The sequence below is a fragment of the Streptomyces sp. NPDC046712 genome, from assembly GCF_040645695.1.
In the GTDB taxonomy this organism is placed as follows: Bacteria; Actinomycetota; Actinomycetes; order Streptomycetales; family Streptomycetaceae; genus Streptomyces.
The window spans coordinates 382,201-406,832 of sequence record NZ_JBEYYW010000003.1 but is presented as its reverse complement, the minus strand read 5'-3'; the positions used below and the strand labels follow the sequence as shown (position 1 = coordinate 406,832).

The window sequence follows — 24,632 nt, the reverse complement described above, 5'->3', positions numbered from 1 at the left end:
TGCCCGAAATATTACGGGTCGCACCTCACGGAAATCGGTTCGCCCGTTCTCGGCCCGGGGTGCGATCCTGGATTCCGTATGTCTACTTCCTTCGCCGCCCTCCAGTCCGTCCTGGCCGAGGTCTCGCTGCGGGACGCCCACCGGCTCGGCCGCCGCCTCGAGGGCGCCCGCCGCATCCGCAAGCCCGAGGCCCGTGAGGCCGTCCTGGACGAGATCGCCGCCGAGGCCGGCAAGGCCAAGGAGCGCGTCGACGGACGTGCCGCACGCGTGCCCGCGGTCACGTACCCCGAGCAGCTGCCCGTCTCGCAGAAGAAGGACACGATCCTGGAGGCGATACGTGACCACCAGGTCGTGATCGTCGCCGGTGAGACGGGTTCCGGAAAGACGACGCAGATCCCCAAGATCTGTCTGGAGCTGGGCCGGGGCGTCCGCGGCATGATCGGCCATACGCAGCCGCGCCGGATCGCGGCCCGTACCGTCGCCGAACGCGTCGCGGACGAGCTGAAGACCCCTCTCGGCGAGGCGGTCGGCTGGAAGGTCCGGTTCACCGACCAGGTGAACCCCGACGCGACCTTCGTGAAGCTGATGACCGACGGCATCCTGCTCGCCGAGATCCAGACGGACCGCGAGCTGCGCGCCTACGACACGATCATCATCGACGAGGCCCACGAGCGGTCCCTCAACATCGACTTCCTGCTCGGCTATCTGGCCCAGCTGCTGCCCAAGCGCCCCGACCTCAAGGTCGTCATCACCTCCGCGACCATCGACCCCGAGCGCTTCTCCCGCCACTTCGGCGACGCGCCGATCGTCGAGGTCTCCGGCCGTACGTACCCCGTCGAGGTCCGCTACCGCCCGCTCCTGGAGGAGGACTCCGAGGAGGCGGACCGGGACCAGATCACCGCGATCTGCGACGCCGTCGACGAGCTCCAGTCCGAGGGCCCGGGCGACATCCTGGTGTTCCTCTCCGGCGAGCGCGAGATCCGCGACACCGCCGACGCGCTGCTGAAGAAGCAGCTGCGCAACACCGAGGTCCTCCCCCTCTACGCGCGCCTGAGCCACGCCGAGCAGCACCGCGTCTTCCAGGCCCACCCCGGCCGGCGGATCGTCCTCGCCACCAACGTGGCCGAGACCTCCCTGACCGTCCCCGGCATCAAGTACGTGATCGATCCGGGCAACGCCCGTATCTCCCGCTACTCCCACCGGACCAAGGTCCAGCGGCTGCCGATCGAGCCGGTCAGCCAGGCCAGCGCCAACCAGCGCAAGGGCCGCTGCGGCCGTACGTCCGACGGCATCTGCATCCGGCTCTACTCCGAGGACGACTTCCTCGCCCGCCCGGAGTTCACCGACGCCGAGATCCTCCGGACGAACCTGGCCTCCGTCATCCTGCAGATGACCGCGGCCGGCCTCGGCGAGATCGAGAAGTTCCCGTTCATCGACCCGCCGGACCACCGCAACATCCGCGACGGCGTGCAGCTCCTCCAGGAGCTCGGTGCGCTGAACCCGGCGGAGAAGGATCCGAAGAAGCGGCTGACCGAGCAGGGCCGGAAGCTCTCCCAGCTCCCCGTCGACCCGCGGCTCGCCCGGATGGTCCTGGAGGCCGACAAGAACGGCTGTGTACGGGAAGTCATGGTGATCGCGGCCGCGCTGTCCATCCAGGACCCGCGCGAGCGCCCCGCCGAGAAGCAGGCCCAGGCCGACCAGCAGCATGCCCGCTTCAAGGACGAGACCAGCGACTTCCTCGCCTTCCTCAACCTCTGGCGCTACATCCGCGAGCAGCAGAAGGAGCGCGGCTCGTCGTCGTTCCGCCGGATGTGCAAGCAGGAGTACCTGAACTTCCTGCGCATCCGCGAGTGGCAGGACATCTACGCGCAGCTGCGTACGGTCGCGAAGCAGATGGGCATCCACCTCAACGAGGAGGACGCGCCCGAGCAGTCCGTCCACACCTCCCTGCTCGCGGGGCTCCTGAGCCACATCGGCATGAAGGACGTGAAGGAGGGCGCGAAGAACGAGTACCTGGGCGCCCGCAGCGCCAAGTTCGCGGTTTTCCCCGGCTCGGCGCTCTTCAAGAAGCCCCCGCGCTTCATCATGTCGGCCGAGCTGGTGGAGACCTCGCGCCTGTGGGCCCGGGTCAACGCCAGGATCGAGCCGGAGTGGATCGAGCCGCTCGCCCAGCACCTGATCAAGAAGACGTACAGCGAGCCGCACTGGGAGAAGGATCAGGCGGCCGTCATGGCGATCGAGAAGGTGACGCTCTACGGCGTGCCGATCGTCACCGATCGCAAGGTGAACTACGGGCGGATCGACCCCGAGGCCTCCCGCGACCTGTTCATCCGCAACGCGCTCGTCGAGGGCGACTGGCGCACGCACCACAAGTTCTTCGCCGACAACCGCAAGCTGCTCACCGAGGTCGAGGAGCTGGAGCACCGCGCCCGGCGCCGGGACATCCTCGTCGACGACGAGACGCTCTTCGACTTCTACGACAAGCGGGTGCCCGAACACGTCGTGTCGGGCGCGCACTTCGACTCCTGGTGGAAGCACAAGCGCCGTGAGGAACCGGAGTTCCTCGACTTCGAGCGCGAGATGCTCATCAACGAGAAGGCCGGCGCGGTCACGAAGGACGACTATCCCGACTCCTGGCGGCAGGGGCCGCTGAAGTTCCGGGTGACGTACCAGTTCGAGCCGGGCGCGGACGCCGACGGTGTGACCGTCCACATCCCGCTGCAGGTCCTCAACCAGGTCACGGACGAGGGCTTCGACTGGCAGATCCCGGGCCTGCGGGAAGAGGTCGTCACCGAGCTGATCCGTTCGCTGCCCAAGCCGATCCGCCGCAACTACGTGCCCGCCCCGAACTTCGCGACCCGCTTCCTGGACGCCGTCGTCCCGGTGCAGGAGCCGCTGACGACGGCCCTGGCGCGCGAGCTGCACCGGATGGTCGGGGTCCCGGTCTCGCCGGACGACTTCGACCTGACGCGGATCCCCGAGCACCTGAAGATCACCTTCCGGATCGTCGACGAGCGGCGCCGCAAGCTCGCGGAGGACAAGGACCTGGAGGCGCTGAAGCTCAAGCTGCGCCCGAAGGCCCGCCAGGCCCTCTCCAAGGCCGCTGCGGCGGCCACGGCGGGCCCGGACGGCTCCGGGCAGTCCCTGGAGCGCACGGGGCTCACGGAGTGGACGATAGGCACGCTGACGAAGGTCTTCGAGACCCGGCGGGCCGGCCAGCCGGTCAAGGCGTTCCCGGCGCTCGTGGACGCCGGCGACACCGTCTCCGTACGGCTCTTCGACACCGAGGCAGAGCAGACGCAGGCGATGTGGCAGGGCACGCGGAAGCTGATCCTCCTGAACATCCCGGTGAACCCGGCGAAGTTCGCCTCGGACAAGCTGACCAACCAGCAGAAGCTGGCCCTGTCCCGTAACCCGCACGGCTCCATCCAGGCGCTCTTCGACGACTGCGCGACCGCCGCGGCGGACAAGCTGATCGCCGACCACGGCGGTCCGGTCTGGGACGAGGAGTCGTTCCGGAAGCTGTACGACAAGGTCCGCGCGGATCTCGTCGACACGACCGTCCGGACGGTGGGCCAGGTCCAGCAGATCCTGGCGGCCTGGCAGGCCTGCGAGCGGCGTCTGAAGGCCACCAACAGCCTGGCCCTGATCAACAACCTGGCCGACGTCCGCGAGCAGCTGGCATGGCTGATGCCGGCCGGCTTCGTCACGAAGACCGGGCTGCGGCGGCTGCCGGACCTGATGCGCTATCTGGTGGCGGTGGACCGGCGGCTCCAGCAGATGCCGACGGGCGTCCAGCGGGACACCACCCGCATGGAGAAGGTCCACGAGATGCAGGACGAGTACGCCTGGCTGCTCGAACAGCTCCCGAAGGGCCGTCCGGTGGCGACGGAGGTCACCGACATCCGCTGGATGATCGAGGAGCTCCGGGTCAGCTATTTCGCGCATGCGCTGGGCACGGCGTACCCGGTCTCGGACAAGCGGATCGTCAAGGCGATCGACGCGGCCGCCCCATAGGGGATCAGGCCGGCGGAGGGTGTCGCCTGCGCCGGTTCGACCTGACCCTCTGACCTGCTGTACAGTCTTCCTCGCAGCCCCCACACGGGGTTGTGAGCATGGTCCTGTGGAGCAGTTGGTTAGCTCGCCACCCTGTCAAGGTGGAGGTCGCGGGTTCAAGTCCCGTCAGGATCGCTTTCGAGAAGGCCCGCACCGTTCGGTGCGGGCCTTCTTCGTTGCGTTCCCGTGTATTGACGCCGCCCGCCGGACCCCGGTACCCAGACATCAGGGAATCGGGGGCCCACTTCGGAGGTGGTCGCGCATGGCCGCGGCGTCCGCAGCACGACCGGCACGTGAGTCGAGACACGAGATACGCGCCCTGCTGCGCGCCCATCTGGCGGCCGCGTCCCGCTGCGGGCACGTCACTCGGCAGTGTTCGGTCTGCCATCGCCTCCTGGCGCTCGCCATCGAGCTGGAGCGCACCGAGGACGAAGGTCCCACCAACCCATGACCAACGGCGGGTTGGAGCCTGTCCGAGGGTGGGAGGCTGTTCTTTGGCAAGCCTTCGCCAGTGTGACGGGTGTCACCGAAAGAGTTTTACAAACCCCCTCACTTACACCCTCCCTACATGTGCCCCATTTAATATGTGCAATTGCACCACTCTTCAAGCCGAGTGACGGGGCACAAAAAAGATCGCGCTGGACCCGGCGGAGTCCAGCGCGATCGATGACGAAGAGCCTGTTGGGGCAGGCGCCCGTCGGCAGTGCATGGGGTGGGCGATCCAGGTTGGGGGACTTGGAAGTGCCCGGTGAAGCGGGGTGTTGCGCGTACCTCAGGCCTCGCTGCGCTGCTGCGGAATGCCCGCCAGCAGCGCGCGGACCTCAGCCTCGCGGTACCGGCGGTGTCCACCCAGCGTGCGGATGGACGTGAGCTTTCCTGCCTTGGCCCAACGGGTCACCGTCTTCGGGTCCACACGGAACATCGTGGCAACCTCAGCGGGGGTCAGCAGCGGCTCGGCATCAGGGGTGCGAGCGGTCATGAGCGGCCTCCTCGGGAGAACCGAACCTTCTCGGTTCTTTCCTCTAAATTCTGCACCTTGACCCGCGTTGCCCGAAATGGCGGACGCGAGCCGAGTCGGTTATAGGACGAACGGCTTGTCCTCGGCACTACAACTACACCATCCGTCCAGCCACGTCGGCCAAACCGATGGAATTGCCCTCGCAGGTGTTCATCAGCGGCGGAAGTCGATGGACCATGCCATAACGGACAGTCACGCCACTGTGACGATCAGTCACAGAGCGATCAGGAGTCGTCAGACCCCCCATAGAGTGCAATGCTGAGCGTTCCGCCCATACTTGGACGGAAGGAACCCTCCCCGGACTCCTTGTCCTATTTTGGCACGAGGGTGGGCGATGGGCGCAAGGGCGCAGTAAGTGCTGTCCGTCACGCTTGAGCCAAAGGCCCGGATCGGGACCTACGTCCCACCGCGGACTCACCTACGTCCCCCCAAGGACCCACCAAGGACCCGCGGCGCTCAATGATCATTTACATCAGGCGGACGTGTTCTGTCGATGATCAATTGGCGAACTGCAGGTTGCGTACCTCCCGCCACCGCTCCGCGAGCCGGCCGTACGCCTCGCTCGCACGCTCCCCGTCGCCCTCACGCAGCGCCGCGATCCCTTCGGCCACATCCGCCGCCGACCGGTCCCCCGCGAGCTGCTCCGGGGACAGCGCGTGCACCAGACCGCCGTAGTCCAGCTCCACCAGCGCCCGCGGATGGAACTCCTCCAGCCACCGGCCCACCTCGACCAGACCCTCGGTCAGCGGACCCTCGTCGATCGACTCCCGCAGCGCCTTCAGCGCCCGGGCCAGCCGGCGGCGCGCCTGCACCATCGGCGTCCGGTAGCGGAACACCGGCGGCGCCCCCTCCTCGTCCCCGGGGACGTACTCCCGCTCCTCGTCCGCGAAGAGCGTGAACCAGCGCACCGGCACCTGCCAGACCGTCGTACGGATCCACGGGCGCGCGTCCGGGTTCCGCTCCCGCCAGCGCTCGTGGTCCGCCGCCACCTGGGCCCGCACCACCGGCGGCAGCATCGCGTCGAGCACCGCCCGGGGCAGCGAACGCCCCGGCTCGGCCTCCTTGAGCTGCCCCAGCTCCTCCAGGGCCAGCCAGCCCCGCAGCCGGGTCCGCCACGGGCAGACCACGACCACCCCGTCCACGGACGCGACGAAGGCGTCGCCGCTCTCGTGGACCGGCACCGGGACCGGCGGGGTCGGCAGCAAGTCCGCCAGCGAGCGACGCAGTTCGTCCTGGGCGGTCGGGGTGTCCGTCCGGCGCGCGTACCGGTCCCAGTGCGCCCGTTCCGGCTCGGGGAAGGCCGCCAGCGGCTCGTAGACCCGCAGATAGGCGGCGTACGGGACAAGGACCGAGGAGGCGACCGACATGTCGCAAATCCTTCCACGGAGGTACTCCGGGAGTGGGTGATCCTGAGCACTGCTGCGGATCTACGCACGCGTAGGACTTACTCTCTTGCCGAACCGGTCCCACCACCACCCGCAGGGGGGACCGGCCTAACCGCCGCTTCGTACTTGGGAGTCACCACCGTGACCGATGTGACCGGCGTTCCTGCTGCTGACGTACTGCACACTCTGTTCCACTCGGAGCAGGGTGGCCACGAGCAAGTCGTGCTCTGCCAGGACCGCGCCTCCGGCCTCAAGGCCGTCATCGCCCTCCACTCCACCGCCCTGGGCCCCGCCCTCGGCGGCACCCGGTTCTACCCGTACGCCTCCGAGGCCGAGGCCGTCGCCGACGCGCTGAACCTCTCCCGGGGCATGTCGTACAAGAACGCCATGGCCGGCCTCGACCACGGCGGCGGCAAGGCCGTGATCATCGGGGACCCCGAGAAGATCAAGACCGAGGAGCTGCTGCTCGCCTACGGGCGCATGGTCGCCTCCCTGGGCGGCCGCTACGTGACGGCCTGCGACGTCGGCACCTACGTCGCGGACATGGACGTCGTGGCCCGCACCAACCGGTGGACCACCGGCCGCTCCCCCGAGAACGGCGGCGCCGGCGACTCCTCCGTCCTCACCGCCTTCGGTGTCTTCCAGGGCATGCGCGCCTCCGCGCAGACCCTCTGGGGCGACCCCACGCTGCGCGACCGCAAGGTCGGCGTCGCGGGCGTCGGCAAGGTCGGTCACTACCTCGTCGAGCACCTCCTGTCCGACGGCGCGGAGGTGTACATCACCGACGTCCGCGAGGAGTCGCTGCGCCGGATCACGGACAAGTTCCCGCAGGTCAAGGTCGTCGCGGACACCGACGCCCTGATCCGCGTCGAGGGGCTGGACGTCTACGCCCCGTGCGCGCTCGGCGGTGCCCTGAACGACGACACCGTGCCGGTCCTCACCGCGAAGATCGTCTGCGGCGCGGCCAACAACCAGCTCGCGCACCCCGGTGTCGAGAAGGACATCGCGGACCGCGGGATCCTCTACGCGCCCGACTACGTCGTCAACGCCGGTGGCGTGATCCAGGTCGCCGACGAGCTGCACGGCTTCGACTTCGACCGGTGCAAGGCGAAGGCCACGAAGATCTTCGACACCACGCTCGAGATCTTCGCTCGTGCGAAGGCGGACGGCATCCCGCCGGCCGCGGCCGCCGACCGGATCGCCGAGCAGCGGATGGCCGAGGCTCGCCGCGGCTGATTCCTGACAGGGCCGGCCCGCGGGGCGCTCGCGGGGGTGAACTTTGTAGGTTCACCCCAATCGAGAGATGACTCACCCCGGTCGGCGGGTCGGCCCTCAAGAAGAGGTTAAAATCGCGATTGACCAGCGAGGACAGGGCACCTCGATGGTTCTGTACCGGGTCATGTGATGCGTGCGGCGTACCGTATGGCCACGGAAGCAGGTACCGTTGAAGCCCTACGGACCGGTCTCTCTGTCGAGAGCCCGTTCTGAATCATGAACGCGTGTCAAGACTCTGGGGCCGTCGAGCCCCGTCACCGAGGGGGTCGAGCCATGGGGCGCGGCCGGGCAAAGGCCAAGCAGACGAAGGTCGCCCGCCAGCTGAAGTACAGCAGCGGCGGGACTGACCTGTCGCGTCTGGCCAATGAGCTGGGCGCTTCGACTTCGAGTCAGCCGCCGAATGGCGAGCCGTTCGAGGACGACGACGAGGAAGACGACCCGTACGCGCAGTACGCGGATCTCTACAACACGGACGACGAGGACGAGGACGACGAGTCCGGTCCCGACGCGTCGTCCCAGCGTCGCGCTTGACCTCTTAAAAGAGCGCTGCTCAACACTGAACCCGGTCCGGGCTATCCGGACCGGGTTTCTGTGCGTCCGCCGGACGCTTCACGACACGGTGGGTGGGCGGTGCGCACCCACCGTGTCGGAACAGACCGTGTGATCAGACCGCGTAGTCGCCGACCAGCTCCGCACCGGTGGTGTGGTCGCCGCGCTCGGTGATCTCGCCCGCGACCCACGCCTCGACGCCCCGGTCCTCCAGGGTCGCCAGGGCGACGTCCACGGACTCGGCCGGCACGACGGCCATCATGCCGACGCCCATGTTCAGGGTCTTCTCCAGCTCCAGGCGCTCGACCTTCCCGGCCTTGCCGACCAGGTCGAAGATCGCGCCCGGGGTCCAGGTCGAACGGTCGACCGTGGCGTGCAGGCCGTCCGGAATCACCCGCGCCAGGTTGGCGGCGAGGCCACCACCCGTGATGTGGCTGAAGGCGTGCACCTCGGCGGTCCGGGTGAGCGCCAGGCAGTCCAGCGAGTAGATCTTGGTGGGCTCCAGGAGCTCCTCGCCCAGGGTCCGGCCGAGCTCCTCGACGCGCTGGTCGAGGGTCATGCCGGCGCGGTCGAAGACCACGTGCCGGACGAGCGAGTACCCGTTGGAGTGAAGGCCGGAGGACTCCATCGCGATGACGGCGTCACCCGTACGGATGCGATCCGGGCCGAGCAGACGGTCCGCCTCCACCACGCCCGTACCGGCGCCGGCGACATCGAAGTCGTCCGGGCCGAGCAGGCCGGGGTGCTCTGCGGTCTCGCCGCCGACCAGCGCGCAGCCGGCCAGGACACAGCCCTCGGCGATGCCCTTGACGATCGAGGCGACCCGCTCGGGGTGGACCTTGCCGACGCAGATGTAGTCGGTCATGAAGAGCGGCTCGGCGCCGCAGACGACGATGTCGTCCATGACCATCGCGACCAGGTCGTGGCCGATGGTGTCGTACACGCCCATCTGGCGGGCGATGTCGACCTTCGTGCCGACACCGTCGGTGGCGGAGGCGAGCAGCGGACGCTCGAAGCGCTTGAGGGCGGAGGCGTCGAAGAGGCCGGCGAAGCCGCCGAGGCCACCGAGGACCTCGGGGCGCTGCGTCTTCTTCACCCACTCCTTCATGAGCTCGACGGCGCGGTCACCTGCCTCGATGTCGACGCCCGCGGACGCATAGGAGGCACCGGTGGTCTCAGGCATGGCTGGGAACTTTCGTGTCGTTACTGCGTTACTGCGGGGGTCTTACGGGCGACGGAGCGCGTCGGCGGCCGCGGTCGCGGCGGGTCCGGCGGCCAGCTCGGTCTCGAGCAGCTGCTTGCCGAGCAGCTCGGGGTCCGGCAGCTCCATCGGGTACTCGCCGTCGAAGCAGGCCCGGCAGAGGTTCGGCTTCTGGATCGTGGTCGCCTCGATCATCCCGTCGAGGGAGATGTACGAGAGCGAGTCGGCGCCGAGCGACTTGCCGATCTCGTCGACCGTCATGCCGTTGGCGATCAGCTCCGCGCGGGTGGCGAAGTCGATGCCGAAGAAGCACGGCCACTTCACGGGCGGGGAGGAGATCCGGATGTGGACCTCGGCGGCGCCCGCCTCGCGGAGCATCCGGACGAGGGCGCGCTGGGTGTTGCCGCGGACGATCGAGTCGTCCACGACCACGAGCTTCTTCCCCTTGATGACTTCCTTCAGGGGGTTCAGCTTCAGCCGGATGCCCAGCTGGCGGATGGTCTGGGAGGGCTGGATGAAGGTACGTCCGACGTACGCGTTCTTCACCAGGCCCGCGCCGAAGGGGATGCCGCTGGCCTCGGCGTAGCCGATCGCGGCGGGGGTGCCGGACTCCGGCGTCGCTATGACCAGGTCCGCCTCGACCGGGGCCTCCTTGGCGAGGCGACGGCCCATCTCCACGCGGGAGAGGTAGACGTTGCGGCCGGCGATGTCCGTGTCCGGGCGGGCCAGGTACACGTACTCGAAGACGCAGCCCTTGGGCTTCGCTTCCGCGAATCGCGAGGTGCGGATGCCGTTCTCGTCGATCGCGATCATCTCGCCGGGCTCGACCTCGCGGACGAAGCTGGCGCCGCAGATGTCGAGGGCGGCGGACTCGGAGGCGACGACCCAGCCGCGCTCGAGGCGGCCGAGGACCAGCGGGCGGATGCCCTGCGGGTCGCGGGCCGCGTAGAGCGTGTGCTCGTCCATGAAGACGAGGGAGAAGGCGCCCCGGACGTCGGGGAGGATCTTCGCGGCGCCCTGCTCGATGGTGAGCGGCTTGCCGTCCTCGTCGACCTGGGCCGCGAGAAGCGCGGTGAGCAGGTCGGTGTCGTTGGTGGCCGCCACACGTGTGGTGCGGCCTTCCTGCTTGGGCAGGTCGGCGACCATCTCGGCGAGCTGGGCCGTGTTCACCAGGTTGCCGTTGTGGCCGAGCGCGATGGAGCCGTGGGCGGTCGCCCGGAACGTCGGCTGCGCGTTCTCCCACACGGAGGCCCCGGTGGTCGAGTAGCGGGCGTGACCGACCGCGATATGACCCTGGAGGGAACCGAGAGAGGTCTCGTCGAAGACCTGGGACACGAGGCCCATGTCCTTGAAGACGAGGATCTGGGAGCCGTTGCTGACCGCGATTCCCGCGGATTCCTGGCCCCGATGCTGGAGGGCGTAGAGCCCGAAGTACGTGAGCTTTGCGACCTCTTCACCCGGAGCCCAGACCCCGAAGACGCCGCAAGCGTCCTGGGGGCCCTTCTCGCCGGGAAGCAGATCGTGATTGAGTCGACCGTCACCACGTGGCACGCCTCCGAGTGTAGGCGAGGTCGACCACTGGTCCGAATTGGGGAATTGGGCGGGGTCCTCCAATGGTGCGATCGTACGAGCTGATCCACAGACCTCCGGCGGGGCGTCGATGAGGCCCTCGGGGCCCAACGGGGAGAAGGGCTCCGAGGGGTCTGCCGCGACAGCCGCATCACCGACTACCGGCGGGTAGGAACGGGCCCGAAGGGCCGGGGGTGTGACGGAGTTCGCAGCGGAAGGGCCCACAGAGGCTGTCATGGGCATGGCGTTGCACGTCCGGGAAGGCCGTCCAGGTGCCGGAACGGCCGTTGACAGGTGCACGAACCATCCACCAGGCTCCAGCCTCATGCAGCCCCTGCGTGACCGCTCGGTCACCCTCGTGGCGCGCCGACACGTCGACCTCGTCCGTGTCGCCGGCGCGCTCTGTCGCTGCGCCTAGGGCCGCGGACCCGGCCACGATCCGCCGGGACAGGCCCTAGGTCCGTCCGCCGCTGATCGCCCGGACACGACCCAGCCCCGCCCCCGCGCCTTGATCACAGGGGTACCCCGTACCCCCAGGGCCCCCACCTGCCCGGCGCCGGGGCGTCCTTTCCCGAGCGACGGCCCGCATCCGGGCCGTGATGCCGCGCGCCCTCGCGCGCCGCCCGGCCTTCGCACACCCCCGCACCTTCCAAGGAGCTGCCATGCCCACGCCCAAGATTCCCCTGTCCCGACGCGCCTTCGGCGGGGCGGCGGTCGGGGCCGCCGCCGTCACCGCGCTCGGCGCCGGAGCCGGGACCGCCCAGGCCGGAGCCGCCGAGGCCGCGTCCGCGCAGACCGGGGAGCGGCCGTTCCGTGCCGCTCGGGGCCGGAGCTCCCGACGGCCGAACATCCTGTTCATCCTCGGCGACGACCTCGGCTGGGCCGACCTCTCCTCGTACGGCTCCCCGCACATCCGCACCCCCCACCTGGACCGGCTCGCCCGCCAGGGCGTCCGCTTCACGAACGCCTACTCCGGCTCGGCGACCTGCTCCCCCACCCGCTTCAGCCTCTACACCGGCCGCTTCCCCGGCCGGACGAAGGGCGGACTCGCCGAGCCGATCGCCGACAAGTCCGTCGGCCTGGAGCCCACGCACCCCACGCTCGCCTCGCGGCTGCGCGAGTCCGGCTACGCCACCGCCCTCATCGGCAAGTGGCACTGCGGCTACCTCCCCGACTACTCCCCCACCCGCTCGGGCTGGGACGAGTTCTTCGGCAACTTCGGCGGTGCCCTGGAGTACTACTCCAAGCTCGGCCTCGGCGGCGAGTACGACCTCTACGAGGGCGACGCGCAGTACAAGGACCTGCGCTACTACACCCGGATCCTGACCGAGCGGGCGAGCGAGTACGTGGCCCGCGACCACGAGAAGCCCTGGCTGCTCAACCTGAACTTCACCACCCCCCACTGGCCCTGGATCGCCGACGGCGACGAGGAGACGAGCGCCGAGATCGTCCGGCGGATCAAGGCGGGCGACCGCAGCGCCCTGTGGCACCAGGACGGCGGCTCCATCGAGAAGTACAAGGAGATGGTCGAGGACCTCGACCGCTCGATCGGCGAGGTGCTCAAAGCGCTGCAGCGGTCCGGGCAGGAGCAGGACACCCTCGTCTTCTTCGCCAGCGACAACGGCGGCGAGCGCTTCTCCTACAACTGGCCGCTGGCCGGCAACAAGGGCTCGCTCCAGGAGGGCGGCATCCGCGTCCCGTCGATCCTGCGCTGGCCCGCCCGGATCGACGGCGGTCAGGTCAGCGACCTGCCCGTCTACACGCCCGACTGGACGGCGACCCTCCTCGAACTGGGCGGCGCCCGGCCCCACCCGGCGTACCCGCTGGACGGAACCAGCCTCGCCGGACATCTGCTGCGGGGCGAGGAGATCGGCGAGCGCGACCTCTTCTGGCGGGTGCGGGGCGAGCGGGCGCTGCGCCGGGGCGAGTGGAAGTACTACCGGGGCAAGACCGGCCGCGACCAGCTCTTCCACCTCACCGAGGACGCCCGCGAGCAGGCCGACCGAGCCCCGTACGAGCGGGAGCTGCTGGCCGACCTGCGCGCGGCGTGGGAGCGGACGGACGCGGGGCTGCTGCCGTACGGGGGCTAGCTAGGGCTTCGCCGTGGCGTCGGCGGTGGGCTTCGCGGTCGCGGCGAAGCCCTCGCCGTCGGCGCCCGTGAGGGTCAGGGTGCGGTGGCGCAGCTCGTACGAGAGGGGTCCGTCGAGGAGCTCGTACAGCTTCGTCTCCAGATCCATCTGCGGGCCCGAGCAGATCATCCGCGTGGTCGCGACCGGTCCCGTGACGGTGAGGGTCTTCTCGGTGACCTTCGCCGAGGCCGTGAACCGGTTGCAGCCCAGGTTGCCGCCGACCCGGCCGTCCTTGTCGATGACGAAGTGCGCCTTGCCCTCCGAGCCCTTGGGCAGGGAGGTGGCGGTGTCGCCGGAGAGGAGGGAGTCGACGGTCCAGGTGGTGCCGTTCAGCGGGGCCGGCGGCTCGGAGCTCAGGGCGAGGGAGGTCGCGCCGTCGGGGGCGGTGAGGGTGAGGCTGTCTCCGGTCAGCTTCGCCTTGAGCGAGCCGGTGAACGCCTTGTGGAAGGCCCTCTCGAAGTCCATGGCCTCGCACGCCATCTCGGTGGTCTCGCCGAGGGCGACCTTGAGGGTGTCGCCTTCGACGGCGACAGTGCCGCCGAAGTGGTTGCAGCCCGAGTTGCCCTTCGCCCGGCCGGTCTTGTCGATCTCGACAAAGGTGCCGGCGGGGGCAGGGGTCTTCCTGCCGTCGACGGTCAGGCTGTCCACGGACCAGTGGACCCCGGTGACCGGCAGGTCCGGGGAGACCGTGCCCGCGCCGGGGTCGGACCCGGCCTTCTCGGTGCCGCAGGCGGCGAGGAGCAGGAGCGAGGCCACGGCGGTGGTGGCTGCGGTGATGCGCGGCTTCAGCATGGCGATGGGACGGACGGGCGGGACGGACGGTTCCGTTCAGCCCAGGATCGGCAGCACGCCGGAGAGATCCGCGCGCTCGCCGCTCGCACGGACCGCGGCCGTGTCCAGCGCCTCCGACCAGCCGGTACGACCGGTGGCCAGCCGGATCCAGGTGAGCGGATCGGTCTCGACGACATTGGGCGGGGTGCCCCGGGTGTGCCGGGGACCCTCCACGCACTGGACCACGGCGAAGGGCGGGACCCGGACCTCGACCGCGCCTCCCGGGGCCTTCGCGGCGAGCGCGTCGGCGAGCAGACGGGTGCAGGCGGCCAGGGCCTGCCGGTCGTACGGGATGTCCAGGCCGGTCACCGCGTTCAGGTCGTCGGTGTGGACGACGAGTTCGACGGTACGGGTGACCAGGTGGTCGCCGAGGCGCATGGCGCCGAAGCGCGTCGGGACGAGGCGCTCGTCCGGAGCGCCGGAGATCGCCGCCTCGAACCGCGCCGCCGTCCGCGCGTACAGCCCTGCCAGGTCGCCCGTGTCGATCGCCCGGGTGTCCTCGTCGATCGAAGCGGCGGCCGTGACCGTCGCCGAGGGCCAGTCGAGCAGGGCGAGTTCGAGCGTCGCCGGCTCGGGCTCGGAGAGCTTGCGGACGACCGAGCCGAGGACCATGGTCACGTGCGCGGCCAGCTCCCGTACGGTCCACTCCCCCAGTCGGGTCGGCCCGTCGAACTGCTCGGGCGTGAGCCCCTCCACCGCCGCCCGTACGTTCCCGAACTGGCCGAGCACGGCGGCCCGGATCTTGGCGGAGTCGTAGCTGCGAGTGCGCTTCTTGGCCGGTGGCATGGGGGCGAGGGTAGTCGGAGACTGGAGGGGGAGGGCTTCCGGAACACAGCCACCCGCACGAGAAGGGTCGAGCACTCATGGCCGAGCACCCTGATGCCGCGTTGGTCCGCCGGGGCTACGAAGCGTTCTCCACGGGAGACATGGATACCGTGCGGTCGCTGATGACCTCGGACTGCACCCACCACTCACCGGGCAGCAGCCAGATGTCCGGCCACTTCAAGGGCGCGGACAACGTCCTCGCCCATTTCGGGCAGCTCATGGAGCTCACCCACGGCACCTTCCGGGTCGAACTGGAGGGCGTGTACCCGGACGGCCGTGGGCACGTCATGGCGACGCACAAGTGGTACGGCGACCGCGGTGATCGGGGCATCGAGATGCACGGCGGGATCTTCTTCACCATCGTCGGCGGCAAGATCACCGACGGGGACGAGTGCGTGCAGGACATCGACGAGTCCGACGCCTTCTGGGGTCAGGCCGAATAGGCGGACTCCCGCCCCGCCACGAAGGTCTCACCGTTCCCCGGCACACCGACACCGCGCCAGGTGAACGGAATGCCCTGGGCCGTGTCCAGGTCCGGGCCGTCCATCAGCTGGAAGTGCACGTGCGGCTCGGTGGAGTTGCCGGAGTTCCCGCACCGGGCGAGTTCCTGACCGGTCACCACCCGGTCGCCCGCGCGCACGGTGAGCGAGCCGCGCTTCAGGTGCGCGTACATCGCGTACGTACCGTCGCCGAGGTCGAGGACGAGATGGTTCCCCGTGACGCGGCGCGCCCCGGACAGACCGCGAACGGTGGACTCGACCAGCATCAGGTAGACCAGGGCGAGCAGCGAGTTACGGCTGAGGTGGTCGCGCTGTCCGTCCTCGGCGTGCACGACGGTCGCGTCGGCGACCGCGAGCAGCGGCGCGCCGAAGCCCGGGAAGTCCTCGCTCCGGCGGAAGACCGGCCACAGCCGGGCGAAGGAGGGACGGGGACGCGCCTCGTCCTCCTCCACGATGTCGATGGCGTACGTCTGGCCGAACTGGTGCGTGCCGTGGCTGGGTGTCCGGTCCGCCGGACTGTTGAGCGCGGACCAGCGGCCGGTGACCGGCGGCGCCACCTCGACCGTGGCCCGCGGCGCCGCCGCGACCCGCCTCCCGGCGGTCCTGGCGAGCGTGATCCCGAGCGCCGCTCCGGCGATCGCCGGCAGCCAGCCCGCCCAGTACGGATACGGCAGGTCGACGAAGATCGAGGCCAGCGCCTGCACGACGAACACCAGCCACAGCATGCGGTGGAGGACCACCGCGGCCTTGCGCGAAGACATGAACGTTCCCCCTGTGAGTCCCGGTTACGGACGGGCGGCGGTGAGGACCACCAGGAGCGGGACGACCCGGGCTCCCGGCACCTCGTAGCGGCCGCGTCCGGTGGTGTGGAGCCAGCCCGCGCCGGTCAGTTGGCGCAGGTGGTGGTAGATCTGGCCGGTCGTGCCGATCTCCTCGAGCTCGGCCAGCTCGGCGGCCGTGCGCCGGCCGCCGAGGATCTCCCGCAGCAGCCGGAGCCGTACGGGATGACCGAGCGCGGCGAAGGACTCGGCGCTCTCGGCCCAGTCCTCGTCGAGCAGCCGCTCGGTGAAGGCGCCGAACTGCCACTCGTACCGCTCCTGGGTCGGCAGTCGGACCGACCCCGTGAACAGCACCGCGCCGTCCTCGCCCTGCGCGCCCGCCTCCGCGAGCTGCGCCTTGAGCCCCTCAAGCGCCCAGAAGGTGGTGTCGACGACCTCGGGCGCGGGGCGCCCCGCGCCCTCCAGGGCCGCCATCCGCCGTTCCAGCTCGGCGACCCGCTCTTCCAGCTCCATGTTTGCAGATTACGTAATTACGTAATCTCGCGCAAGAGAGGAACGACGAAGCCCCCGCCCGGACCAAGAAGATCCCGACGGGGGCTCCCGTACGCGATGCGTACCGCGCCGGCTCAGGCCAGCAGGCCCGGGATCGTCGCCTCGTGGACGGTGCGCAGCTCCTCCAGAGAGATGCTGAACTCGCCCTGCACGTCGACCTCTTCGCCGTCCACGACACCGATCCGGGTGGCGGGCAGACCCCGCGCGCCGCACATGTCGGTGAAGCGGAGCTCCTCGCTGCGCGGGACGGCCACGACCGCACGGCCGGCCGACTCGCTGAAGAGGAAGGTGAAGGCGTCCAGGCCGTCCGGCACGACCAGGCGCGCGCCGGTGCCGCCGCGCAGGCAGGACTCGACGACCGCCTGGACCAGACCGCCGTCGGACAGGTCGTGCGCCGCGTCGATCATGCCGTCGCGGGAGGCCGAGATCAGAATCTCGCCGAGCAGCTTCTCCCGGTCGAGGTCCACGGCCGGCGGCAGACCGCCGAGGTGCTGGTGGATCACCTCGGACCAGGCCGAGCCGCCGAACTCCTCACGCGTGTCGCCGAGCAGGTAGAGGAGCTGGCCCTCTTCCGCGAAGGCGATCGGCGTACGGCGGTTGACGTCGTCGATCACACCGAGCACGGCCACGACCGGCGTCGGGTGGATGGCGACCTCGCCCGTCTGGTTGTACAGCGACACGTTGCCACCGGTGACCGGGGTGCCCAGCTGGAGACAGCCGTCCGCGAGACCACGGGTGGCCTCGGCGAACTGCCACATCACGGCCGGGTCCTCGGGCGAACCGAAGTTCAGGCAGTCCGAGATCGCCAGCGGCTTGGCACCGGAGGCGGCGACATTGCGGTACGCCTCCGCGAGCGCGAGCTGCGCACCCGTGTACGGGTCGAGCTTCGCGTACCGGCCGTTGCCGTCCGTCGCCATCGCCACGCCGAGATTGGTCTCGGCGTCGATGCGGACCATGCCCGCGTCCTCGGGCTGCGCGAGGACGGTGTTGCCCTGCACGAACCGGTCGTACTGGTCCGTGATCCAGGACTTCGACGCCTGGTTCGGGGAGGAGACCAGCTTCAGGACCTGGTCCTTCAGCTCCTCGCCGTTCTGCGGCCGGGGCAGCTTGTTCGCGTCGTCGGCCTGGAGCGCGTCCTGCCACTCCGGGCGGGCGTACGGCCGGTGGTAGGTCGGGCCCTCGTGGGCGACCGACCGCGGCGGCACGTCGACGATCTGCTCGCCGTGCCAGAAGATCTCCAGGCGCTCGCCCTCGGTCACCTCACCGATGACGGTGGCGATGACGTCCCACTTCTCGCAGATCTCCAGGAAACGGTCGACGTGCTCGGGCTCGACGATCGCGCACATGCGCTCCTGCGACTCGCTCATGAGGATCTCCTCGGGCGAGAGCGTCGCGTCACGCAGGTGGACCCGGTCGAGCTCGACGCGCATACCGCCGGAGCCGGCGGAGGCCAGCTCGGAGGTGGCGCAGGAGAGGCCGGCGCCACCCAGGTCCTGGATGCCCGCGACCAGCTTCTCCTTGAAGATCTCCAGGGTGCACTCGATGAGGAGCTTCTCCTGGAAGGGGTCGCCGACCTGGACCGCGGGGCGCTTCGTCGGCTTCGTGTCGTCGAAGGTCTCCGAGGCGAGCACGGAGACGCCGCCGATGCCGTCGCCACCGGTACGGGCGCCGTAGAGGATCACCTTGTTGCCGGGGCCGGAGGCCTTGGCGAGGTGGATGTCCTCGTGCTTCATGACACCGATGCAGCCGGCGTTGACCAGCGGGTTGCCCTGGTAGCACTCGTCGAAGACGACCTCGCCACCGATGTTCGGCAGGCCCAGGCAGTTGCCGTAGCCGCCGATGCCCGCGACGACTCCGGGGAGCACGCGCTTGGTGTCGGGGTGGTCGGCCGCGCCGAAGCGCAGCGGGTCGACGACCGCGACCGGGCGGGCACCCATGGCGAGGATGTCGCGGACGATGCCGCCGACGCCGGTGGCCGCGCCCTGGTAGGGCTCGATGTACGAGGGGTGGTTGTGCGACTCGACCTTGAAGGTGACCGCGTACCCCTGGCCGACGTCGACGACGCCCGCGTTCTCACCGATGCCGACGAGCATGGCGTCGTTCTCGGGGGTCTTCTCGCCGAACTGCTTCAGGTGGACCTTGCTGCTCTTGTAGGAGCAGTGCTCGGACCACATGACGGAGTACATGGCGAGCTCGGCACCGGTGGGTCGGCGGCCGAGGATCTCGCGGATGCGGGCGTACTCGTCCTCCTTGAGGCCGAGCTCCTTCCAGGGCTGCTCGCTGTCCGGCGTCTCGGTCGCGTGCTTGACCGTGTCCAGAGTCATCAGGCGTTGACCAGCTTCTTGAGGATCGAGGTGAAGAAACCGAGACCGTCGGTACGGCCCGTACCGATCAGCGGCTCGACGGCGTGCTCGGGGTGCGGCATGAGGCCGACCACGTTGCCCGCGGCGTTGGTGATGCCCGCGATGTCACGGAGCGACCCGTTGGGGTTCATGTCCAGGTAGCGGAAGGCCACCCGCCCCTCGGCCTCCAGCTCGTCGAGCACACGCTCGTCGGCGACGTAGCGGCCGTCCATGTTCTTGAGCGGGACCTGGATCTCCTGGCCCTGCTCGTAGTCCACGGTCCAGGAAGTGTCCGCGTTCTCCACCCGCAGCTTCTGGTCGCGGCAGATGAAGTGCAGGTGGTTGTTGCGCAGCATCGCGCCCGGCAGCAGATGGGCCTCGGTGAGGATCTGGAAGCCGTTGCAGATACCGAGGACGGGCATGCCCGCCTTCGCCTGCTCGATGATCGTCTCCATCACCGGCGAGAAGCGGGAGATGGCTCCGGCCCGCAGGTAGTCGCCGTAGGAGAAGCCGCCGGCCAGGACCACGGCGTCGACCTGCTTGAGGTCCTTGTCGCGGTGCCAGAGCGAGACGGGCTCGGCGCCCGCGAGGCGGGCGGCGCGCAGCGCGTCCTGGTCGTCGAGCGTTCCGGGGAACGTGACGACGCCGATGCGTGCGGTCACGACTCCACCTTCACGGTGAAGTCTTCGATCACGGTGTTGGCAAGGAAGGTTTCGGCCATCTCATGGATGCGGGCGAGGGCGGCCTCGTCGACCGGTCCCTCCACCTCCAACTCGAAGCGCTTTCCCTGGCGGACGTCGGCGATTCCGTCGAATCCCAGGCGGGGCAGTGCACGCTGCACCGCCTGCCCCTGAGGGTCGAGGATCTCCGGCTTGAGCATGACGTCGACTACGACGCGTGCCACTGGCACTCCCGGTGGTGTGTTGCGTGGGCGGTTCCCTCAGCGTACCTGCCTCCAAATTCTACGCGGGTAGAAGTCTGGAGGACCCTACAAAGGGACCCAAAGACCCTCACGGAAAATTCAAGTGAAATATTGCGCGGCCCATTGCGGTGGGACACGCTGATGCAATTGGCTGGGCTTCACAATGCGACGCCTACCGCTGTACAAAGGAATACAGAGGAAAGCAGCATTGCGCCGGGGCAGCCGTAAAGCCGGTGTCGCCGCACGTCAGAGGCGTAACACACGCCGACACGACACGGCGGACCGACAGGGAAAGGACCGATATCCGTGGCTCAGCGAGTAGTGGTCACTCTCTTCGACGACATCGATGGCGGAGAAGCGGCGGAAACGGTTGCGTTCGGGCTCGACGGGAAGACGTACGAGATCGACCTGAATCCCGCCAATGCAAAGAAACTGCGCAAGGCGCTGGCGCCCTACCTCGCGGCGGGCCGGAAGCTGACGGGCAAGGCCGCGGCCGCCCGCGCCGGCGGCTCGACCGCCTCCGTGGCTTCGTACAAGCACACAGCCCTGGCCCCCGACCCGGCGGCGGTCCGCGCCTGGGCGCAGTCCAACAAGATGGACGTGCCCGCCCGCGGACGCATCCCGAAGCGGGTCTACGAAGCCTTCCGCGAAGCCAGTTGAGCCGGTGACCTGACACCCGGCCAGGAACCGAGTTGCGCTGCACCCCCGCCGATCGGCTAGAGTCTGGATCACGCCGAGGGGCGAGGCCGCAGGGCCGAACCTCACGCAGCGTGCGGGTGTAGTTCAGTAGCAGAACATCCCCCTTCCAGGGGGAAGGCGCAGTGTGCAATTCCTGTCACCCGCTCTGCATCGCATTACCGATCGCTCCAGAGGATCAGGTACAGTGGTGCTCGCACCGCCCGGTGAAAGCCGGTCGGAGGCATGCGGACGTGGCTCAGTTGGTAGAGCATCACCTTGCCAAGGTGAGGGTCGCGAGTTCGAATCTCGTCGTCCGCTCCAGATCGAAGGCCCGGTTCTCACGAACCGGGCCTTCGTCGTGTCCGCGCCCTCGACCGGGCCTTCGTCGTGTCCGCCCACGATCGGGCCTCCTGACATTTGTCATGCGCAGCGATGACAGCGCGCACTGCCGACCGGCTCCCTCCGCCGGAAGGCTGAAGTCATGACCAACGTGATCGAGGCCGAGGGCCTGCGCCGGAGCTACTCCGGCGGCTTCGAAGCCGTCAACGGAATCTCCTTCGCCGTCCCCCAGGGCGAGATCTTCGCCCTGCTCGGGACCAACGGAGCCGGCAAGACCTCCACCGTCGAGCTCCTGGAGGGCCTCGCCGCACCGAGCGGCGGCACCGTCCGGGTCCTCGGCCACGACCCGTACCGGGAGCGGGCCGCCGTCCGGCCCCGGATCGGAGTCATGCTCCAGGAGGGTGGCTTCCCCTCCGACCTGACCGTGGCCGAAACCGTACGGATGTGGGCGGGCTGCACCAGCGGCGCACGGCCGACGGCCGAGGCGCTGGACGAGGTCGGCCTCGGCTCCCGCGCCCGGGTGCGGATCAAGCAGCTCTCCGGCGGCGAGCGGCGGCGCCTCGATCTCGCGCTCGCGCTCCTCGGCCGCCCCGAGGTCCTCTTCCTCGACGAGCCGACCACCGGACTCGACGCCGAGGGCCGCCGCGACACCTGGGAGCTGGTGCGGGCGCTGCGGGACGGGGGCACCACCGTGCTCCTCACCACGCACTACCTGGAGGAGGCCGAGTCCCTCGCCGACCGGCTCGCGATCATGAACCAGGGCCGGATCGTGCTCTCCGGCACCCCGGCCGAGGTCACCGCCGCACGGCCCGCCCGCATCCGCTTCGTCCTCCCCGAGGGCGTGGCGCCCGGCCGGCTCCCGCTCTCGCTGAAGGCCGCGGCGGACGGGCAGCGCGTGGAGATCCGTACGCACGCCCTCCAGGACGCGCTCGGCGAACTCCTCGGCTGGGCCCGCGAGGCCGGAGTGCGGCTCGACGGACTCGACGCCCGCTCGGCCTCCCTCGAAGAGGCGTTCCTGGAGATCGCCTCCCGTACCGACGACGCCCTGGAGACTGCCCGATGAACGCGACCGCACGCCGGATGACCGCCCTGGGGCGGGCCGAACTCACCCTCCTCGGGCGGAACAAGAACAACCTCTTCATCGCCCTCCTGATGCCGCTGCTGATGATCTTCGTGCTGCGGTCCTCGCTCTCACAGATGGGCACGGACGAACTGCCGCTCGGCATGGCGGGCGCCACCCTTATCGGCGGGACCGGGATGGTCCTCGTCCTCGTCGTCTACATGGGCCTCGTCTCCGCCCTCGTGGCCCGGCGCGAGGAACTGGTCCTCAAGCGACTGCGTACGGGCGAGGCGACCGACCTGGAGATCCTCGCCGGCGCCGCGCTCCCGTCCGGCGCCATCGCACTCGCCCAGTGCGCCGTGCTGACCGTCGGCGGCGCCCTCGCCCTCGACGTACCCGCGCCGCGCCGCCCGGACCTGCTCGTGCTCGGACTGCTCGCCGCCGTCGCGCTGCTCGCCGGACTGGCCGCCGCGACCACCGCCATCACCCGCAACGTCGAGAGCGCGGGCCTCACCACCCTGCCGTTCTTCCTGATCTCCGCCATGGGCTCGGGGCTGATGGTCCCCCGCGACGTCCTTCCGGACCTGGCCGCCGATCTCTGCCAACTGCTGCCGCTCAGCGGGGTCATGGAGCTCGTCCGCGCCGGCTGGCTAGGCGTCGGCGACACCAAGGACCTGCTGACCGCCCTGCTCAACACGCTGGCCTGGGGCGTGATCACCGTGTTTGCTGTCCGACGGTGGTTCCGCTGGGAACCGCGGCGCTAACAGAGGGGGGCCGGACGGATGTCCAGGCTGACGGGGTGGTGGAGCGGCCGCAGCAGTGCGGCCAAGGTCGAGCTGTACACCCGGTGGAGCTTCCACTTCTTCGCGCTGATCGAGATCGGCGCCATCGGTCTGGTGCCGTTCTCGCACGCCGGGAACGACCCGCTCGCTACCCCCCTCGCCCTGGCGCTCTCGCTGCTGGTCTGCGGGCACGCCGTGCTGACCGCCGTGCTCTCCTCGCGCGCCCTGGACTGGGTCCTGGACCGGCGCGATCGGCCGGTACGCCTCGCGACCGCGCTGATCGCCCTGACGGCGGCCGGTTCGCTGATCGTGATCGCACTGCGGGCCACGGGGGTGCTCGCGGACATCGGGGTCGCCGCCGCCGCCGTCACCGGCCCGGTCACGTTCACCCTGGGCAGCCTCGCGCTGTGCGTGAGACGGCCCCGGCGGATGGTGTACGTGGCCCCGGCCGCCGCGCTCGCGACCGGCGCCGCCGTCGCGGCCATGGGGATCGACCCCGCGGAGGCGTTCGGCTACGCGGTCGGGATCCTCCTGGGCGGTGGCGGACTCGTCGCCGCCTGCGGATTCTCCGCCTGGCTGATGAAGATCGTCTGGGAGCTGGAGAGCTCCCGCGATCTGAAGGCCCGCCTCGCCGTCGCCGAGGAACGCCTCCGCTTCGGCCGCGACCTCCACGACGTCATGGGCCGCAACCTCTCGGTCATCGCCCTCAAGAGCGAACTCGCCGTCCAGCTCGCACGGCGCGAACGCCCGGAGGCCGTGGACCAGATGATCGAGGTGCAGCGGATCGCGCAGGAGTCCCAGCGGGAGGTACGGGACGTGGTGCGCGGCTACCGCGAGGCGGATCTGCGCGTCGAGCTGGAGGGCGCACGCGGGGTGCTCGGCGCCGCCGGGATCGACTGCGCGATCGATCCCGTGACGATCGAACTGCCCGGCACGGTCCAGTCGGTGCTCGGCTGGGTGGTCCGGGAGACCACGACGAACGTGCTGCGGCACGGGGATGCCCGGCAGTGCACCATCTCACTGCGGGAGAAGGACGGTTCGGTGCTGCTCACGGTGCGGAACGACGGCGTACGGGAAGGGGCGGCGATGGGACACGGCTCGGGCCTGACCGGGCTGCGGGAACGGCTCGCGACGGTGGACGGGACTTTGGAGGCGGGCCCGGACGACGGCGGCACGTTCCGCGTGGCGGCGCTGGTCCCCGTACCGCGACAGGGGGAGGCGTCGTGACCGTACGCGTACTCCTCGCCGACGACGAGCATCTGATCCGGGGCGCGCTCGCCGCGCTCCTCGCCCTGGAGGAGGATCTCGTCGTCGTCGCCCAGGCCGCCACCGGGCCCGAGGCGCTCGCCATGGCACGCGCCCATCGCCCCGACGTCGCCGTCCTCGACCTGCAGATGCCGGGCCTCGACGGTGTGAGGGTCGCCACATCACTGCGGGACGAACTGCCCGACTGCAGGACCATGATCGTGACCAGCCACGGCCGCCCCGGACACCTCAAGCGGGCGCTCGCGGCCGGCGTGCGGGGCTTCGTGCCCAAGACCGTCAGCGCCCAGCGACTGGCCGAACTCATCCGTGCCGTGCACGCCGGAAACCGCTATGTGGACCCGGAGTTGGCCGCCGACGCGATCGCCGCCGGGGACTCCCCGCTGACCGCGCGTGAGGCCGAGGTCCTGGAGCTCGCCGCCGACGGGGCGCCCGTCGCGGAGATCGCCGAGCGGGCCTCGCTGTCCCAGGGGACGGTCCGGAACTACCTCTCCTCGGCCGCCGCGAAGCTCGGCGCCGAGAACCGCCACACGGCGGTGCGTCTCGCCCGGGAGAAAGGTTGGGTATAGTTGGCTCC

23 protein-coding genes and 3 tRNA genes are annotated in these 24,632 nt (G+C 69.8%); 15 read left to right on the top strand and 11 right to left on the bottom strand.

The genetic code is table 11. From position 1 onward, the window contains the following. The first annotated feature begins 78 nt into the window (after positions 1–78). The 3 genes from hrpA (at position 79) to ABZ939_RS06400 (ending at position 4,507) form a co-directional block, all read left to right on the top strand. Complete coding sequence (gene hrpA / locus ABZ939_RS06410) at positions 79–4,017, top strand: ATP-dependent RNA helicase HrpA (RefSeq protein WP_361849898.1); 3,939 nt, start codon at positions 79–81, stop codon at positions 4,015–4,017. 100 nt (positions 4,018–4,117) lie between these two features. Beyond that, a tRNA-Asp gene (locus ABZ939_RS06405) sits at positions 4,118–4,191 on the top strand. Positions 4,192–4,318: 127 nt separating this feature from the next. Continuing rightward, positions 4,319–4,507 carry a DUF6274 family protein gene (locus ABZ939_RS06400; RefSeq protein WP_361849896.1) on the top strand — a complete coding sequence of 63 codons (189 nt, stop codon included), beginning with the start codon at positions 4,319–4,321 and terminating at the stop codon, positions 4,505–4,507. Positions 4,508–4,828: 321 nt separating this feature from the next. On the opposite strand, the gene bldC is transcribed toward ABZ939_RS06400, so the two are convergent. Next, positions 4,829–5,035, bottom strand: coding sequence for a developmental transcriptional regulator BldC (gene bldC / locus ABZ939_RS06395; RefSeq protein WP_003949541.1), 207 nt, complete (start codon positions 5,033–5,035; stop codon positions 4,829–4,831). Between the two features lie 536 nt (positions 5,036–5,571). Next, positions 5,572–6,441 carry a hypothetical protein gene (locus ABZ939_RS06390; protein WP_361849894.1) on the bottom strand — a complete coding sequence of 290 codons (870 nt, stop codon included), beginning with the start codon at positions 6,439–6,441 and terminating at the stop codon, positions 5,572–5,574. A 159-nt stretch (positions 6,442–6,600) separates the two neighbouring features. On the opposite strand from ABZ939_RS06390, the gene ABZ939_RS06385 reads away from it, so the two are divergent. Both ABZ939_RS06385 and ABZ939_RS06380 read left to right on the top strand, forming a co-directional pair. Continuing rightward, positions 6,601–7,695 carry a Glu/Leu/Phe/Val dehydrogenase dimerization domain-containing protein gene (locus tag ABZ939_RS06385; RefSeq protein WP_361849892.1) on the top strand — a complete coding sequence of 365 codons (1,095 nt, stop codon included), beginning with the start codon at positions 6,601–6,603 and terminating at the stop codon, positions 7,693–7,695. Between the two features lie 312 nt (positions 7,696–8,007). Next, positions 8,008–8,265, top strand: a complete 258-nt coding sequence (locus ABZ939_RS06380; protein ID WP_352189724.1) for a DUF3073 domain-containing protein — start codon at positions 8,008–8,010, stop codon at positions 8,263–8,265. A gap of 133 nt (positions 8,266–8,398) precedes the next feature. Here the strand turns inward: ABZ939_RS06380 and purM are convergent, their stop codons facing one another. Together purM and purF are read right to left on the bottom strand one after the other, a co-directional pair. Next, complete coding sequence (gene purM, locus ABZ939_RS06375; RefSeq protein WP_361849890.1) at positions 8,399–9,466, bottom strand: phosphoribosylformylglycinamidine cyclo-ligase; 1,068 nt, start codon at positions 9,464–9,466, stop codon at positions 8,399–8,401. A gap of 42 nt (positions 9,467–9,508) precedes the next feature. Next, the gene (gene purF, locus ABZ939_RS06370) at positions 9,509–11,035 is read right to left on the bottom strand and encodes an amidophosphoribosyltransferase (protein ID WP_361849888.1); all 1,527 of its coding nucleotides are present in this window, start codon (positions 11,033–11,035) and stop codon (positions 9,509–9,511) included. 343 nt (positions 11,036–11,378) lie between these two features. Here purF and ABZ939_RS06365 point away from each other — a divergent pair, with 343 nt between their 5' ends. Both ABZ939_RS06365 and ABZ939_RS06360 read left to right on the top strand, forming a co-directional pair. Further along, positions 11,379–11,471 (top strand): putative leader peptide, encoded by a 93-nt coding sequence (locus ABZ939_RS06365; protein ID WP_361849886.1) that lies wholly within the window; start codon positions 11,379–11,381, stop codon positions 11,469–11,471. A 244-nt stretch (positions 11,472–11,715) separates the two neighbouring features. After that, entirely contained in the window at positions 11,716–13,143 is a 1,428-nt protein-coding gene (locus ABZ939_RS06360) for a sulfatase-like hydrolase/transferase (protein WP_361849884.1), read from the top strand. On the opposite strand, the gene ABZ939_RS06355 is transcribed toward ABZ939_RS06360, so the two are convergent. Together ABZ939_RS06355 and ABZ939_RS06350 are read right to left on the bottom strand one after the other, a co-directional pair. Continuing rightward, positions 13,144–13,974: an META domain-containing protein gene (locus ABZ939_RS06355; protein ID WP_361849882.1), complete on the bottom strand. Its 831-nt coding sequence runs from the start codon at positions 13,972–13,974 to the stop codon at positions 13,144–13,146. It lies immediately after the preceding gene. 36 nt (positions 13,975–14,010) lie between these two features. After that, positions 14,011–14,799: a sterol carrier family protein gene (locus tag ABZ939_RS06350; protein WP_361849880.1), complete on the bottom strand. Its 789-nt coding sequence runs from the start codon at positions 14,797–14,799 to the stop codon at positions 14,011–14,013. 77 nt (positions 14,800–14,876) lie between these two features. On the opposite strand from ABZ939_RS06350, the gene ABZ939_RS06345 reads away from it, so the two are divergent. Next, complete coding sequence (locus ABZ939_RS06345) at positions 14,877–15,281, top strand: nuclear transport factor 2 family protein (RefSeq protein ID WP_361849878.1); 405 nt, start codon at positions 14,877–14,879, stop codon at positions 15,279–15,281. Here the strand turns inward: ABZ939_RS06345 and ABZ939_RS06340 are convergent. From ABZ939_RS06340 to purS, 5 genes are all read right to left on the bottom strand, one after another. Further along, a complete protein-coding gene (locus ABZ939_RS06340; protein WP_361849876.1) occupies positions 15,269–16,099 on the bottom strand; it encodes a M23 family metallopeptidase in 831 nt (276 codons plus the stop codon). The two genes, ABZ939_RS06345 and ABZ939_RS06340, sit on opposite strands and share 13 nt — an antisense overlap. Before the next feature lie 24 nt (positions 16,100–16,123). Then, positions 16,124–16,630 (bottom strand): helix-turn-helix domain-containing protein, encoded by a 507-nt coding sequence (locus ABZ939_RS06335; RefSeq protein WP_361849871.1) that lies wholly within the window; start codon positions 16,628–16,630, stop codon positions 16,124–16,126. A 113-nt stretch (positions 16,631–16,743) separates the two neighbouring features. Beyond that, positions 16,744–18,993, bottom strand: a complete 2,250-nt coding sequence (purL, locus tag ABZ939_RS06330) for a phosphoribosylformylglycinamidine synthase subunit PurL (RefSeq protein ID WP_361849869.1) — start codon at positions 18,991–18,993, stop codon at positions 16,744–16,746. Further along, on the bottom strand, positions 18,993–19,673 hold the full coding sequence (purQ, locus tag ABZ939_RS06325; protein WP_361849867.1) for a phosphoribosylformylglycinamidine synthase subunit PurQ: 681 nt from the start codon (positions 19,671–19,673) through the stop codon (positions 18,993–18,995). Before purQ ends, purL begins: the two co-directional genes overlap by 1 nt. Next, on the bottom strand, positions 19,670–19,915 hold the full coding sequence (gene purS, locus ABZ939_RS06320) for a phosphoribosylformylglycinamidine synthase subunit PurS (RefSeq protein ID WP_137994413.1): 246 nt from the start codon (positions 19,913–19,915) through the stop codon (positions 19,670–19,672). The genes purQ and purS overlap by 4 nt, the downstream gene beginning before the upstream one ends. 324 nt (positions 19,916–20,239) lie before the next feature. On the opposite strand from purS, the gene ABZ939_RS06315 reads away from it, so the two are divergent. The 7 genes from ABZ939_RS06315 (at position 20,240) to ABZ939_RS06285 (ending at position 24,624) form a co-directional block, all read left to right on the top strand. Then, positions 20,240–20,593, top strand: coding sequence for an Lsr2 family protein (locus ABZ939_RS06315; protein ID WP_361849865.1), 354 nt, complete (start codon positions 20,240–20,242; stop codon positions 20,591–20,593). A gap of 112 nt (positions 20,594–20,705) precedes the next feature. After that, a tRNA-Gly gene (locus ABZ939_RS06310) sits at positions 20,706–20,777 on the top strand. Between the two features lie 79 nt (positions 20,778–20,856). Beyond that, positions 20,857–20,932: transfer RNA gene (locus ABZ939_RS06305), tRNA-Gly, on the top strand. Between the two features lie 160 nt (positions 20,933–21,092). Then, a complete protein-coding gene (locus ABZ939_RS06300) occupies positions 21,093–22,013 on the top strand; it encodes an ABC transporter ATP-binding protein (protein ID WP_361849863.1) in 921 nt (306 codons plus the stop codon). Continuing rightward, positions 22,010–22,774 (top strand): ABC transporter permease, encoded by a 765-nt coding sequence (locus ABZ939_RS06295; protein WP_361849861.1) that lies wholly within the window; start codon positions 22,010–22,012, stop codon positions 22,772–22,774. The genes ABZ939_RS06300 and ABZ939_RS06295 overlap by 4 nt, the downstream gene beginning before the upstream one ends. Before the next feature lie 18 nt (positions 22,775–22,792). Then, positions 22,793–24,019 (top strand): histidine kinase, encoded by a 1,227-nt coding sequence (locus ABZ939_RS06290; protein ID WP_361849859.1) that lies wholly within the window; start codon positions 22,793–22,795, stop codon positions 24,017–24,019. Next, positions 24,016–24,624 carry a response regulator transcription factor gene (locus tag ABZ939_RS06285; protein ID WP_361849857.1) on the top strand — a complete coding sequence of 203 codons (609 nt, stop codon included), beginning with the start codon at positions 24,016–24,018 and terminating at the stop codon, positions 24,622–24,624. Before ABZ939_RS06290 ends, ABZ939_RS06285 begins: the two co-directional genes overlap by 4 nt. The last annotated feature ends 8 nt before the right edge of the window (positions 24,625–24,632 follow it).

Excerpts from the sequence above, each read along its gene's own strand:
- hrpA (WP_361849898.1), top strand. The coding sequence starts at position 79 with ATGTCTACTTCCTTCGCCGCCCTCCAGTCCGTCCTGGCCGAGGTCTCG.
- ABZ939_RS06400 (WP_361849896.1), top strand. The coding sequence starts at position 4,319 with ATGGCCGCGGCGTCCGCAGCACGACCGGCACGTGAGTCGAGACACGAG.
- bldC (WP_003949541.1), bottom strand. The coding sequence starts at position 5,035 with ATGACCGCTCGCACCCCTGATGCCGAGCCGCTGCTGACCCCCGCTGAG.
- ABZ939_RS06390 (WP_361849894.1), bottom strand. The coding sequence starts at position 6,441 with ATGTCGGTCGCCTCCTCGGTCCTTGTCCCGTACGCCGCCTATCTGCGG.
- ABZ939_RS06380 (WP_352189724.1), top strand. The coding sequence starts at position 8,008 with ATGGGGCGCGGCCGGGCAAAGGCCAAGCAGACGAAGGTCGCCCGCCAG.
- purM (WP_361849890.1), bottom strand. The coding sequence starts at position 9,466 with ATGCCTGAGACCACCGGTGCCTCCTATGCGTCCGCGGGCGTCGACATC.
- ABZ939_RS06365 (WP_361849886.1), top strand. The coding sequence starts at position 11,379 with ATGCAGCCCCTGCGTGACCGCTCGGTCACCCTCGTGGCGCGCCGACAC.
- ABZ939_RS06360 (WP_361849884.1), top strand. The coding sequence starts at position 11,716 with ATGCCCACGCCCAAGATTCCCCTGTCCCGACGCGCCTTCGGCGGGGCG.
- ABZ939_RS06355 (WP_361849882.1), bottom strand. The coding sequence starts at position 13,974 with ATGCTGAAGCCGCGCATCACCGCAGCCACCACCGCCGTGGCCTCGCTC.
- ABZ939_RS06350 (WP_361849880.1), bottom strand. The coding sequence starts at position 14,799 with ATGCCACCGGCCAAGAAGCGCACTCGCAGCTACGACTCCGCCAAGATC.
- ABZ939_RS06345 (WP_361849878.1), top strand. The coding sequence starts at position 14,877 with ATGGCCGAGCACCCTGATGCCGCGTTGGTCCGCCGGGGCTACGAAGCG.
- ABZ939_RS06340 (WP_361849876.1), bottom strand. The coding sequence starts at position 16,099 with ATGTCTTCGCGCAAGGCCGCGGTGGTCCTCCACCGCATGCTGTGGCTG.
- ABZ939_RS06335 (WP_361849871.1), bottom strand. The coding sequence starts at position 16,630 with ATGGAGCTGGAAGAGCGGGTCGCCGAGCTGGAACGGCGGATGGCGGCC.
- purL (WP_361849869.1), bottom strand. The coding sequence starts at position 18,993 with ATGACTCTGGACACGGTCAAGCACGCGACCGAGACGCCGGACAGCGAG.
- ABZ939_RS06300 (WP_361849863.1), top strand. The coding sequence starts at position 21,093 with ATGACCAACGTGATCGAGGCCGAGGGCCTGCGCCGGAGCTACTCCGGC.
- ABZ939_RS06295 (WP_361849861.1), top strand. The coding sequence starts at position 22,010 with ATGAACGCGACCGCACGCCGGATGACCGCCCTGGGGCGGGCCGAACTC.
- ABZ939_RS06290 (WP_361849859.1), top strand. The coding sequence starts at position 22,793 with ATGTCCAGGCTGACGGGGTGGTGGAGCGGCCGCAGCAGTGCGGCCAAG.